We start from the raw sequence: 13060 nt of genomic DNA on the forward strand, positions 1-13060 counted from the left end.
GCTTTGACGTGTTGGGGTTGGGTCTTTACCCGTTATGGGGGGGGCCGTTAGAATCGCCCCTATGTGGTTTTTTTAAAATCTGCGAGTTTCGCGGCTGATGCCGCTCCCACATTGGTGATGGCTTGCCGGGAAAGCTCCTGCCGAGCATGGCTCGGCACTACATTTTTAGCTCAGCCGTTTTCCTGCAGCGCCAGCTGCATGTCGCGCTGGCGTCGCTTGTCGGCGCGGGCCGAGATCCACCAACCCAGCACCGCTACCGTCGATACCGCCAGCACCATCAGCGTAGCCAGGGCGTTGATCTTCGGGCTCACGCCCATGCGCACCGAGGCGAAGATCTTCATCGGCAAGGTGGTCGAGCTGGGGCCGGCGACGAAGCTGGCAATCACCACGTCATCCAGCGACAAGGTGAACGCCAACAGCCAGCCAGACAGCAGTGCCGGGGCGATGATCGGCAAGGTGATCAGGAAGAACACCTTCAACCGGTTCGCGCCCAGGTCCATCGCCGCTTCCTCCAGCGAACGGTCCAGCTCCTGCAGGCGCGAGGACACCACCACGGTCACGAAGGAGATGGTGAAGGTGACATGCGCGATCCAGATCGCCACCACGCCCTTGGACGGCAGCCCAAACAGGCCACCCATCGATACCAGCATCAGCAGGATCGACAGGCCGATGATCACTTCCGGCATCACCAGCGGCGCGGTCACCAGCGCACCGAAGATGGTCTTGCTGGGGAAGCGCTTGAAGCGGGTCATCGCCATCGCCGCCATGGTGCCGATCACCATCGATGCACTCGCCGTCCAGAATGCGATCTTGATGCTGATCCAGGCCGCCTGCAGCAACTGACGGTCGCGGAACAACTCGCCGTACCACTGCGTGGAGAAGCCCGCCCATACCGTCGCCAGACGTGATGAGTTGAACGAGTACACCATCAACAACAGGATTGGCAGGTACAGGAAGGCGAAGCCGAGCAGCAGGATGCTCCAACCCAACCAGGAACTACGCCGGGTCATGCTCATGCCAGCTTCCCTTCCAGCTCACGCTGCTGCGAACGGTTGAAGATGATGATGGGGATCAGCAGCAACAGCAGCATCACGATCGCCACCGCCGAAGCCAGCGGCCAGTCGCGGTTATTGAAGAACTCGCCCCACAGCACGCGGCCGATCATCAAGGTATCCGGGCCACCGAGCATTTCCGGGATCACGAACTCACCCACCGCCGGGATCATCACCAGCATGCAGCCGGCGATGATGCCGCTGCGCGACAGCGGCAAGGTGATGCGCAGGAAGGCCTGCCAAGGCTTGGCGCCGAGGTCGTAGGCTGCCTCCAGCAAACGGTTGTCGAGCTTGACCAGGTTGGCGTACAGCGGCAGCACCATGAACGGCAGATAGCAGTAGACGATGCCGACGTAGGCCGCGAACGGGGTGTAGAGCATGCGTATCGGCTCGTCGATCACGCCGATGCTCATCAAGGTTCGATTGATCAGGCCATTGCTGTCGAGGATGCCGATCCAGGCATAGACGCGGATCAGGAACGAGGTCCACGACGGCAGCACCACCAGCATCATCGCGATATTGCGCGCGGACGGCGACATGCGCGAGATCACGTAGGCCATCGGGTAGCCGATCAACAAGGTCAACAATGTGGAAATCACCGCGATCTTGATCGAACTCAGGTACGCCACTATGTACTGGCTGTCGGTGAACAGCGCGGTGTAGTTGCCGAGGTTGAGATTGACCGTGAACGCGCTGTCCACGTATTCCACGATGGAGGTGTACGGCGGCATCGCCACCGCCATCTTGGCGAAGGAGATCTTCAGCACGATCAGGAACGGAATCGCGAAGAACAGCAGCAGCCACAGGTAGGGCACGCCGATCACACCCGCGCGCGCACCCGGCAGCCAACGCCGCCAACCGCTGGTGAGTGGGCTGGTCGCGCTCATGAGGTCAGCACCACGCCGTCGTTGTCGTCCCAAGACACCCAGACTTCATCATTCCAGGTGATGCCGTCGCTGTCCCAGCGCTTCATGTTGGCGAAGTTGGACAGGATCTTGGCGCCGCTGGGCAGGCGTACGTGGTAGACCGAATGGCTGCCGAAATAGGCGATGTCCTCGACCACGCCAAACGCCTTGTTGGTGTCACCTTCCGGCTCTTCCTTGGCGATATGCACCTTCTCCGGGCGCAGCGCGAAGGCCACCGGCTGGCCTTCGTAACCGGTGATGCCGTGGCCGACGTAGATCGGCGCAGGGAAGTCGGCGGTGCGCACGGTAACGTATTCGGGCAGATCCTCATCGATCACGCCTTCGAAGGAATTCACCGAGCCGATGAAGCCGGCGACGAAGCGGTTGGCCGGCTGCTCGTAGATATCGTCCGGCTTGCCGATCTGCTGGATCCAACCCTGGTCCATCACCGCGATGCGGGTGGCCATGGTCATGGCTTCTTCCTGGTCATGGGTGACCATCACGCAGGTGACGCCAAGCTGCTCGATGATGTTGACCAGTTCGAGCTGCATCTTCGAGCGCAGCTTCTTGTCCAGCGCGCCCATCGGCTCGTCCAGCAACAGCAACTTCGGGCTCTTGGCCAGCGATCGGGCCAGCGCCACACGCTGCTGCTGGCCGCCGGACAGCTGGTGCGGCTTGCGCTTGCCCAGCTTCTGCAGCTGCACCAGCTCCAGCATCTCGCCAACACGGCGTGCGATGGCATCCTTGGCCATGCCGTCCTGCTTGAGGCCGAAGGCGATGTTCTGCTCCACCGTCATATGCGGGAACAGCGCATAGGACTGGAACATCATGTTGATCGGCCGCTCGTACGGCGGCAGCGCAGTGATTGGCTGGCCGTCGAGCAGGATCGCGCCCTTGGTCGGGGTTTCAAAGCCGGCCAGGCAACGCAACAGGGTGGATTTGCCGCTGCCCGAACCGCCCAGCAGGGCGAAGATCTCGCCTTTGCGCACATCCAGGTTGACGTCATCGACGGCGACGAAGCCATCGAATTCCTTGCGCAGATCACGGATGGACAAGTAGCCGGGCTCGCTGTTCAAAGCGGTGGCCTCTGGCTTGGCGTCAACGGGCATGTAGGGCTCCGGAAGCGGGCAGATGAACAAACGCACGTAGTGTAGCCCCCTGATTTTGCTGGCGACACCGCCAGCTGTGGCGGTTCGCGCTCCCCTCCCCTTTGGCACAGCCCAGGGGGAGGTTGTGAGGGGGGGCTTTTGCTGTTGCTCCTGGAGCTGCAAAGGCCCATGCCTGAGCTGCAAAGCCCCTTCCCGACCCTCCCCTTGGCTGCGCCAAAGGGAGCGAGCCAAGCCCCGCAGCCTGCAAATACCTATGTAGTGCCGAGCCATGCTCGGCAGGGCCGCTGCAGGAGCGGCGTAAGACGCGAAGCTCATAGTGCGTGCACGCGCCAAGAGCTTACCCCTCCCCAGCCCTCCCCTTGGCTGCGCCAAAGGGAGGGGGAAAAGCCCTGCGTTGCCCTCCCCAGTGGCAACCGGCAGCCCCAAACGCCACAAACAACAACGCCTCCCTGCAAGAGGGAGGCGTTGCAAAGATTCAGCCGCTAAACCTGTCTGAAATCAACGACCGGTCTTAACCTCGGTCCACAGGCGGGTGTACAGCTTGTCCGTCTCCGGGGTGTTGATCGCATAGGTGAACATCTTGGCCGCAACGTCTTCGGCCGGGTATATGGTCTTGTCGTCGCGGATGGCCGGGTCAACCAGCGAGGTCGCCGACTTCACCGGGTTGGCGTAGTGGGTCACGTTGGTGTTCTTGGCCGCTACCTCCGGCTCCAGCAGGTAGTTGATGAAGGCATAGGCATTGCCCGGGTGCTTGGCGTCCTTGGGGATGGCCAGCATGTCGAACCACTGCGGTGCGCCTTCCTTCGGGATGGAATACGCAACTTCCACACCGTTCTTGGCCTCTTCGGCACGGTCGCGGGCCTGGATGATGTCGCCCGACCAGCCCACCACCAGGCAGGTGCTGCCATTGGCCAGCGAGCCTACGTACTGCGAGGAGTGGAAGTTCTGCACGTAGGGGCGGATCGACTTGAGCAGATCAGCCGCCTTCTGCAGCACGGCCGGGTCGGCGCTGTGCGGGTCTTCGCCCAGGTAGTGCAGGGCCACCGGGATCATGTCGGCCGGGGTGTCCAGCAGGGTCACGCCGCAATCCTTCATCTTGGCGATGTTTTCCGGCTTGAACACCAGGTCCCAGCTGTTGGCGATGTCGGCACTGCCGCCGAAACGCTCTTTCAGCTTGGCCACGTTGTAGCCGATGCCGGTGCTGCCCATCATGTAGGGCACGCCGTACTGGTTGCCCGGATCCTGGCCGGCGATGCGCTGCATCACCGCCGGGTCGAGGTTGGCCAGGTTCGGGATCTTGCTCTTGTCCAGCGGCAGGAACACCCCGGCCTGGATCTGACGGCCGAAGAAGTTCAGCGTCGGCACCACGATGTCGTAGCCGCTGTCGCCGGTCAGCAACTTGGTCTCGACCATCTCGTCACTGTCGAACACGTCGTAGGTGACCTTGATGCCGGTCGACTTCTCGAAGTTCGGGATGGTGTCCTCGGCGATGTAGTCCGAGTAGTTGTAGACGTTGAGGACCTTGGCCTCGCCGCCTTCGGCGGGCTTGGCGCCCTCTTCCTTGCCGCCGCAGGCAGCGAGCAGGGAGATGGCGACACCAACGGTGAGAATGCGCAGATTCATGGGTTCTCCAGTGTGATCCGGGAGCGGTATGGGGGACCGGCCAAGCCGGGAAGTGGGCATATTGTCCCATCTGCGGCGGCTTCGTGTGTAGAAGATGGGTGTAAGGCTTGTGGGAGCGGCGTGAGCCGCGAAGCCACTGGAGCAACAGCCAGAACAGAGCTTACCCCTCCCCAACCCTCCCCTTTGCTGCGCAAACGGGAGGGAGGCAAGCCTCGCGGTCAAACATTCAACAGCAGGAACTCACGCTCCCAGGAGCTGATCACGCGGAAGAAAGTTTCATATTCCTTGCGCTTGACCGAGACATAGGCGCGGCAGAAACGGCGCCCCAACAGCTCCTGCAGGGCATCGCAGCCCTCCAGCGCATCCAGCGACTCGCCCAGTGAGCGCGGCAGTTCGTAGCCCAGCTCCTTGGCGTTACCGCTGATAGGAGTGGTAGGCGTCAGCTTCTCACGGATGCCGAGCAGGCCACAGGCCAGCGTGGCAGCCATCGCCAGATAGGGATTGGCGTCGGAACCGGCAAAGCGGCTTTCAACGCGGTTGTTTTCCAGCGTATCCATCGGCACGCGCAGACCGCAGGTGCGGTTGTCGAAACCCCACTCCACATTGCTCGGCGACACCTCGCCAAACACCAGCCGGCGATAGGAATTCACGTTCGGGGCGAAGAAACCCATCGCTGCCGGCACGTACTTCTGCAGGCCAGCCAGGTAATTGTCGAAGGTTTCGCTGTATTCGCCTTCGGCGTGACCGGCAAACACATTACGACCATCGGCAATGCGCACCAGGCTCTGGTGGATATGCATGGCACTGCCGGGTTCGGTCTCCATCGGCTTGGCCAGGAAAGTGGCGTAAATGCCGTGACGCAACGCGGCCTCGCGCATGGTCCGCTTGAACAGGAACACCTGATCGGCCAACGACATCGCACCGTCGTGGGTGAAGTTGACTTCCAGCTGCGCGGCGCCGGATTCGTGGATCAAGGTATCCACGTCCAGCTTCATCGCATCGCAGTAGTCGTACATCAGGTCGAGGATGGGATCGAATTCATTGACCGCGTCGATCGAATACGACTGTCGCGCGGTCTCCGGGCGACCAGAGCGCCCGGCGGGCGGCAGCAGCGGGAAATCCGGGTCGGTGTTCTTCTGCACCAGGAAGAACTCCACTTCCGGCGCCACCACCGGCTTCAGTCCAAGCTCCTCGTACGCAGCCAGTACCCGCCGCAATACATTGCGCGGTGCCAGCTCATGCGGCTGCCCGCTCTTGGTATAGCAGTCGTGGATGATCTGCGCGGTCGGATCAGTCGCCCACGGCACCATTCGCACGGTGTCCGGGTCCGGCCGCAGGATCATGTCCGCGTCGGCCGGTGAGGTCAGCTCGTAGTAATCATCCGGGTAATCGCCGGTCACCGTGGTAGCGAAAATGCCCTCGGGCAGGCGCGTGCCGTAATCGTGTGAAAACTTGTCGGCCGGAATGATCTTGCCGCGCGCGTTACCGGTGATGTCCGGCACCAGGCATTCGACCTCGGTGATGTGCCGCTCCTTGAGCCAGCGCAGCAGCAGGCTTTCTTCCTGGACGGCGGTGGCGGTTTTACGGCTGCGGGTGCGGGGGCGCGAAGTCATGGGGAACCAACTTGTTTGTGTAACCGATAGCGGCGACAGGCCTCGCCGAAGGCTTGGAAAATGCCCAGATAGAACGGATTTTCGGTGACCCGCCACTCCGGGTGAAACTGCAGGCCGAGCAGGAACGACGGGCCTGTGCCACGAAACGCCTCGATCAGCCCATCCGGCGCGCGGGCCTCAACCTGCAGGCCTTCGCCCAGCCGGGCAACACCTTGCCCGTGCACCGAGTTGACCATCACCTCGCTGCTGCCAGCAATGCCGGCCAGCACGCCATCCGGGCTCAAATGCAACGCATGCGCCGGCCCATATTGCACCTCCAACGATGACGCCGGGTTTTCACGGTGGTCAGCCAGCCCGGGCACTTCATGCACTTTCGGATGCAGGCTGCCACCAAAGGCGACATTGACCTCCTGGAAACCACGGCAGATCGCCAATATCGGCATGCCCAGCGCCAGCGCTTGCGGTATCAAGCCGAACACGTTGGCATCGCGTGCCGGATCATGCGGATTGCCCGGCCAGCTGTCGCCGCCATCGTAGTGGTGCGGCTCGATATTGCTGGTTGCACCGGTCAGCAGCAGACCATCCAGCGTCGCCAGCCAAGCCTCGGGAGGCAGCGGTGGCTGCAGCAAGGGCAGCAGCAGCGGCATGCCCTGCGCGCCATCGACAACGGCACGCACGTACTTTTCACCAACGACAAGAAACGGATGGGACCCGATCGGTTTGCTGTCGGTAGGCAAGCCGACCAGCGGTAGGCTGGCCATGGGTAAAGCTCATGAGACGTGCCAGCACGCTACCCCTGCCCCGCTTTTAAGGCAACCAAGTGCCATCCGGCATTCAAGTACGGCAGGGCACACTATGCGGGTTCTTCACCGGCCTGCGCACGCCGCATACGCCGGTGTCGTTACACTTCCCGCCCCTGATTCGGCCTGATGTCCGTGGACGCCGCTGCATCCGTATATCCCCCGAGCTGGTACGCCGCCAGCCAACCCGAGCTTCCACCACGTGCGCCCCTGCGTGGGCAGTCGCGCGCCGACGTGGCTGTGCTCGGCGCCGGCTACACCGGCCTGACGGCCGCGCTGGCCTTGGCCGAAAAGGGCTACAAAGTCACCGTGTTGGAAGCCGAGCGTGTCGGCTGGGGTGCCTCCGGTCGCAACGGCGGCCAGGCCATCGTCGGCTACGGCTGCGAGCAGGACACCCTGGAAGCGTTGGTTGGTGATGCCGATGCACGTCTGCTGTTCGATTTTTCGCGCGATGGCATGCATATGCTCAAGCAGCGTATTGCCAGGCACAACATCGACTGCGACTGGCGCGACGGCCATGCCAGCGTGCCGATCCAGCCGCGCCAGGAACGTGCCCTGCGCAGCGACATCGAGCGCATGGCGCAGCGTTACGACTACCCGCTGGAATGGTGGGATCGCCAGCGACTGCAACAAGAGCTTGCCAGCGAACGCTACCTGGGCGCGGTCTATGACGCCGCCAGCGGTCACCTGCACCCGCTGGCGTATGCGCAAGGCCTGGCCCAAGCTGCAGAGGCCGCCGGGGTAACCATCCATGAGCAATCAGCGGTCTCCCGGCTCGAACGTGGTCCGCAGCCAGCACTGATCACAGCCCATGGCCGGGTCGATGCCGATTTCATCGTACTGGCCGGCAACGCTTGGCTGCAGGACATTGCACCCGAGCTGGAAACCCGGATGATGCCGGTCGGCACCTATATCGGCGCCACCCAGCCGCTGGGCGCCGAACGCGCCAAGGCGCTGATCCGCAACGACATGGCGGTGGCTGACGTGAACTGGGCACTGGACTACTTCCGGCTCAGTCGCGACCACCGCCTGCTGTTCGGCGGCCAGGCCAATTATTCGGCACTTCCCCCACCCGGCCTGCGTGCCAGCATGACCCGACGCATGCGGCGGGTATTCCCGCAGCTGGCCGATGTCGAGATGGAATACGTGTGGGGCGGTTACATCGACATCACCCGCAACCGCGCCCCGCATTGGGGCCGGATCACCCCGAACGTGTACTTCGCGCAGGGTTTTTCTGGCCATGGTGTCGCCAGCACCGGTCTGGCCGGTGAAGTGATCGCCGCCGCGATTGCCGGCCAGGCACAGCGTCTGGACGTGTTCGAACGCATTCCGCACGGCGTGTTCCCCGGCGGCAAGGCCTTGCGCATGCCGATGCTGGTGGCGGCGATGTCCTGGTACAAGCTGCGCGATCTGTTGTGGTGATTTGAAGCCAGGCGTGGCGAATCTGGAGCTGGGATTGGAAACAGCCTGCTTCGCCCGGTCGAGCCCGGTCATTGCTGATTCCCGCTCAAGTTCTTACGCCTGCCGCCGCTACACCTTCCGATGCTCCCAATCCTCGCCACCGTAGCCAGTACGCCACAGGCCGCATTCGACAGTCCGTCGATCGCGCCCCTGCCCCAGCGCATCCTGCTGGTGGAGAACTCGCGCACCTTCACCACGATGCTGCGCGAGGCCATCGAGCAACGGTTGGAGCTGCCGGTCAGCGTGGCATCCAGCCTGGCTGAGGCCGGCGAGCTGCTGGATCGCGAAGATGGCTGGTTCCTGGTCCTGACCGGACTGGTACTGGCCGACGGTGACCGTGACCAGGTGGTGCACTACTTCGTCAATCGCGGGCTGCCCACCATCGTGGTCAGCAGCGTCTATGACGAGGACCTGCGCAAGCGCGTGCTGCAGCAGCAGATCATCGACTACGTGCTGAAGAACACGCCAGGCAGCATCGACTATCTGGTCTGGCTGGTACAGCGCATGGAACGCAACCGCCGCATCGCCGCCCTGGTGGTGGACGACTCGCCATCGGCCCGCGCCTATGCTTCCGCCTTGCTGACCATGTACGGCTACCACGTCATCGAAGCCGACGACGGTCACTCGGCGCTACGCGCGATCGAGGCCGACCCGGCGATTCGTCTGGTCATCGTCGATGAGGAAATGCCTGGCATGCAGGGCGTGGAACTGACCCGTCGGCTGCGTGCGCTGCGTGCACGCGACAAGGTGGCGGTGATCGGCATTTCCGGTAATTCGGATCCGTCGCTGATTCCGCGCTTCCTCAAGAACGGCGCCAACGATTTCCTGCGCAAACCCTTCTCGCGCGAAGAGTTCTTCTGCCGCGTCTCGCAGAATGTCGACCAGCTGGAACTGATCGGCACATTGCAGGATCTGGCCACGCGTGACTTCCTGACCGGCCTGCCCAACCGCCGCAGCTTCCTCGAGCAGAGCCAGCGCCATCTGGGTGCGGTCAACAACGGCGGCATGGTCGCCGTGGCCATGGTCGACATCGACCACTTCAAGCACATCAATGACAGCCTCGGCCACGAAGCCGGCGACCAAGCCATCCGTGCCGTCGCCTCGGTGCTGCAGGCCAATACCCGCAGCCAGGACATCAGCTCACGCTTTGGCGGAGAGGAGTTCTGCCTGATGGTCAGCGGCATGGACGCAGCGGCCAGTGCCGCCCACTTCGAGAAGGTGCGCCAAGCAGTGGCTGCGCTGCAACTACCGTTCGGCGACAACACCCTGAGCATGACGGTCAGCATCGGCGTCTGCCGCATGCCGCTGCGCAGCGGCAACCTGCACCAGCTGATCACCGAAGCCGACCGTCAGCTGTATCTGGCCAAGGCCGGTGGACGCAACCGCGTCTGCAGCGCCGATACGCACTGAAGCCCATCAGCCTGATATCTGAATGAAATCGACGCCTCGCTGCAGGCATTGATCCAGATCAACGCGCCCGTCCAGCCCGCTCCCTACAGTACAGCTCAAAGCACACGAGGGAGAAGTGGCGGTGGCACTACTGATTTGGCAGGACGATCTCAATACGGGTGTGGAGGTCATCGACCATCAGCACATGCGCATCGTGGAGATGCTCAACCACCTTCACGTCGCCCAGAAGAGCCTGGAACAGGTTGCCGTGGCGGAGGTCATCGACGAACTGGTGGACTACACCATGTCGCACTTCGCCTTCGAGGAAGAGCTGATGGAAGAGGCCGGCTACCCGTTCTGCGCCGCGCACAAGCGTGTGCATGAAGTGTTCGGCAAGCGCGTCTCCGAGTACCGCATGCGCTTCCAGTCCGGCGAAGACGTCACCGACGAGCTGCGCAACATGCTGTCACGCTGGCTGTTCAACCATATCCGCGGCGATGACAAGGCCTATGCCGAACACGTCAAGCGCCACCTCAACCAGTTCGCCAGGGATCACCAGGAAGGCAGCTGGCTGGGACGGACGCTGAAGCGCCTGTTCCGCTGAATCGCTTTGCAGGAACGGCGTGGCTGCAGACATCCCCCCAGATATCCCCTCCCCGTCGTTCCTGCGCTTTACCGCTGCAGGAACGCCGCAAGGCGCACGGCGCCGGTCTTGTGTGGGACCGGCAGTAGTCGCGACTTACGGCGTCCCTGCGGCACCCTTGCGTTGCCAACGGCTGATGGCCAACAGGGCCAATGCCGTTGCCACCGCGGTGATGCACAGGTAGCCGCCAACCGCGGCAATGCCGAATTTTCCGGCCAACCAGGTTGCCGCATAAGGTGCGGGCGCAGCACCCAGGATGCCAGCCAGATTGAACGACAGCGAGGCCCCGGTATAGCGCACCTGCACCGGATACAGACTGGCCAACATGGTGCCGCAGGGGCCGTAAGTCAGGCCCATCAGGAACAGGCCCAGCGACAGGAACAACAGCACCTGCAACGGATGCCCGGCCTGGAACAAGGGCTGGAACAGCAGGCCAAACACGAAGATGCCCAAGGTCGCCCACAACATCGCCTTGACCGTGCCATGCCGGTCGCCATACAGCGCAGCCAGCGGTATGCCGGCAGCGAAGAACAGGATGCCGACCATCTGCAGCAGCAGGAAGTCCTCGCGCGCGTAGCGCAGCACCGAGGTCCCGTGGCCCAGCGTGAACACTGTCATCAGGTAGAACAGCACGAAGGTGGCGAACGCCGCCAAGGTGCCGACGACCACCGCAAAACCATGCCTGACCAGCACCTCACGCATTGGCAGGCGCACACGCTGGCCCTGATCCAGCGCCTTCTGGAAATCCGGCGTCTCGCGGATGTTCAAACGCACCCACAGGCCGACGATCACCAGCAAGGCACTGGCAATGAACGGCACCCGCCAGCCCCAGGCCAGGAAACTGGCGTCATCCAGAACCCGCCCCAGCAGCAGGAAGGTACCGGCCGACAGCAGGAAACCCAGCGGCGCACCCAGCTGCGGGAACATGCCGTACCAGGCACGTTTGCCCGGCGGCGCATTCTCGGTCGCTAGCAACACCGCCCCACCCCATTCGCCGCCCAGCCCCAGCCCCTGCCCGAAACGGCACAAGGCCAGCAACAACGGCGCAACTACACCGATGTCGTGATAGGTCGGCAACAGGCCGATCGCCACCGTCGACAAGCCCATCGTCAGCAGCGCCGCGACCAAGGTGGCCTTGCGCCCGATGCGGTCGCCGTAGTGGCCGAATACCGCCGAGCCCACCGGCCGCGCGATGAAGGCAACCGCGAAGGTCGCCAGCGACTGCAGCAGCGCGGCGTCATTGCTGCTTTCCGGGAAGAACAACTTGGGGAATACCAGCACCGCTGCGGTGGCGTAGATGTAGAAATCGAAGAATTCGATGGTGGTGCCGATCAGGCTGGCCGCCAGTACGCGGCGCGGGGAGTTCAGAGGGGCGGAGCTGGCGGCGGTCGACATGGTCGTAACAGGGGAAATAGTGCCCGCAGTCTGCCATGCAGCGCCGCAGCGGCCGCTATTTGGTTGCAGCCGACACCGTTGCTTGACGACGCTGCGGTTTCCACCCTGAAAGCAGGAACCTATTGGCACAGTTGACGGTCACAGCGTCGCCCCCCTCCGCATGGATGCATTGCCGATGGCGAACACTTCCGGACGTTTCCGACACCCGCTTGCCCACCTGAGCGCTGCCATCACCGTCGTTGCAGTCCACGCCGCCCTTGCGCTATGGCTGCTGCAGCCGCGCCAGCCGAGCCTGCTCGACATCGGGCCGCGTACCAGCCTGCGCTGGTTGCCGCGCCCTCCGAGCGCAGCACCCGCCCTGCAAACCCCGCCCGCGCCCGCGCAAGCCACCAGAGCGAGGATGTCGGCCAGATCCCGTTCCCGCCCAGTGACCGATCAGCAGCCGCTCACGACCTCGTCGCAGCCGACGACTCCAGCCCCGACCCCGTTGAACCTGACCCTTGCCGAAGCCGCCATCGGTGGCAACCCACCGAGCGCCGACAGCTTCGCCCAGCAACCGTTTCGGCGACTCAACCAAGATCCCGCGTTTCGACATGCGCCACGTTACTTCCGCTTGAAGCCGCAGATGAGCCCAAAGCAGATGATCCAGGGCGTAGCGAACTACCTTGGGTTCTGGCCGCCTGGCTACGAAGTCGATCCGTGCAAGCTTAGCCAGCGCGACGTCAATTACTTCCAGAACGCGGTGAATGCGCGCGACCGTGACGCACTGCGCACGGCGCTGCTGCAGGAAAGCGTGCGCTGCCGGCGATGACGCCTGTGTTGTTTCGCGCAACTGGTCTCGATCCGAACCGCTGCAGTTCACGAGGGCGAACCCACCAGCCTGCGCGCGGCCAGCGCATTAGCCTGGCGACGACTAAAACCTGATGGAGCTCCGAGCGACTGCAAATCCACATGAGGCCTTGTAGGAGTCAACTGTCTTTAGCGCCTCCCGCTATACCCGCTATCCAGGGTGCGTTGTCACGTTTCATGGCATTGAGCCTGGTCAGGTATTTGCGCATACAGGCGGTGAC

Annotated in this window: 11 protein-coding genes; 4 read left to right on the top strand and 7 right to left on the bottom strand. The window is 63.2% G+C overall.

Translation table 11 applies throughout. The features are described 5' to 3' along the window. Nucleotides 1-170 precede the first annotated feature (170 nt). The 6 genes from ACVOK8_RS18260 to ACVOK8_RS18285 form a co-directional block, all read right to left on the bottom strand. Nucleotides 171-1016 (bottom strand): ABC transporter permease subunit, encoded by an 846-nt coding sequence (locus tag ACVOK8_RS18260; RefSeq protein WP_296253173.1) that lies wholly within the window; start codon nucleotides 1014-1016, stop codon nucleotides 171-173. Continuing rightward, nucleotides 1013-1939 carry an ABC transporter permease subunit gene (locus ACVOK8_RS18265; protein WP_481568063.1) on the bottom strand — a complete coding sequence of 309 codons (927 nt, stop codon included), beginning with the start codon at nucleotides 1937-1939 and terminating at the stop codon, nucleotides 1013-1015. The genes ACVOK8_RS18260 and ACVOK8_RS18265 overlap by 4 nt, the downstream gene beginning before the upstream one ends. Continuing rightward, the gene (locus ACVOK8_RS18270) at nucleotides 1936-3066 is read right to left on the bottom strand and encodes an ABC transporter ATP-binding protein (RefSeq protein WP_481568064.1); all 1131 of its coding nucleotides are present in this window, start codon (nucleotides 3064-3066) and stop codon (nucleotides 1936-1938) included. Before ACVOK8_RS18270 ends, ACVOK8_RS18265 begins: the two co-directional genes overlap by 4 nt. Before the next feature lie 498 nt (nucleotides 3067-3564). Then, on the bottom strand, nucleotides 3565-4689 hold the full coding sequence (locus ACVOK8_RS18275) for a polyamine ABC transporter substrate-binding protein (protein ID WP_481568065.1): 1125 nt from the start codon (nucleotides 4687-4689) through the stop codon (nucleotides 3565-3567). Between the two features lie 218 nt (nucleotides 4690-4907). After that, on the bottom strand, nucleotides 4908-6302 hold the full coding sequence (locus ACVOK8_RS18280) for a glutamine synthetase family protein (protein WP_481568066.1): 1395 nt from the start codon (nucleotides 6300-6302) through the stop codon (nucleotides 4908-4910). Continuing rightward, nucleotides 6299-7063, bottom strand: coding sequence for a gamma-glutamyl-gamma-aminobutyrate hydrolase family protein (locus ACVOK8_RS18285; protein WP_481568067.1), 765 nt, complete (start codon nucleotides 7061-7063; stop codon nucleotides 6299-6301). Before ACVOK8_RS18285 ends, ACVOK8_RS18280 begins: the two co-directional genes overlap by 4 nt. Nucleotides 7064-7231: 168 nt before the next feature. Between ACVOK8_RS18285 and ACVOK8_RS18290 the strand changes: the two genes are divergently transcribed. The 3 genes from ACVOK8_RS18290 (at nucleotide 7232) to ACVOK8_RS18300 (ending at nucleotide 10556) form a co-directional block, all read left to right on the top strand. Next, nucleotides 7232-8524 carry an NAD(P)/FAD-dependent oxidoreductase gene (locus ACVOK8_RS18290; RefSeq protein WP_481568068.1) on the top strand — a complete coding sequence of 431 codons (1293 nt, stop codon included), beginning with the start codon at nucleotides 7232-7234 and terminating at the stop codon, nucleotides 8522-8524. Between the two features lie 120 nt (nucleotides 8525-8644). Then, nucleotides 8645-9973 carry a GGDEF domain-containing response regulator gene (locus ACVOK8_RS18295; RefSeq protein ID WP_481568069.1) on the top strand — a complete coding sequence of 443 codons (1329 nt, stop codon included), beginning with the start codon at nucleotides 8645-8647 and terminating at the stop codon, nucleotides 9971-9973. Nucleotides 9974-10094: 121 nt separating this feature from the next. Further along, nucleotides 10095-10556, top strand: a complete 462-nt coding sequence (locus tag ACVOK8_RS18300; protein ID WP_481568070.1) for a bacteriohemerythrin — start codon at nucleotides 10095-10097, stop codon at nucleotides 10554-10556. A 135-nt stretch (nucleotides 10557-10691) separates the two neighbouring features. Here the strand turns inward: ACVOK8_RS18300 and ACVOK8_RS18305 are convergent, their stop codons facing one another. Next, nucleotides 10692-11990 (bottom strand): MFS transporter, encoded by a 1299-nt coding sequence (locus ACVOK8_RS18305; protein ID WP_481568071.1) that lies wholly within the window; start codon nucleotides 11988-11990, stop codon nucleotides 10692-10694. A gap of 175 nt (nucleotides 11991-12165) precedes the next feature. Here ACVOK8_RS18305 and ACVOK8_RS18310 point away from each other — a divergent pair, with 175 nt between their 5' ends. Beyond that, complete coding sequence (locus tag ACVOK8_RS18310; protein ID WP_481568072.1) at nucleotides 12166-12801, top strand: hypothetical protein; 636 nt, start codon at nucleotides 12166-12168, stop codon at nucleotides 12799-12801. Nucleotides 12802-13060 lie beyond the last annotated feature (259 nt).

The sequence above is a fragment of the Stenotrophomonas sp. STEN083 genome (assembly GCF_056759195.1).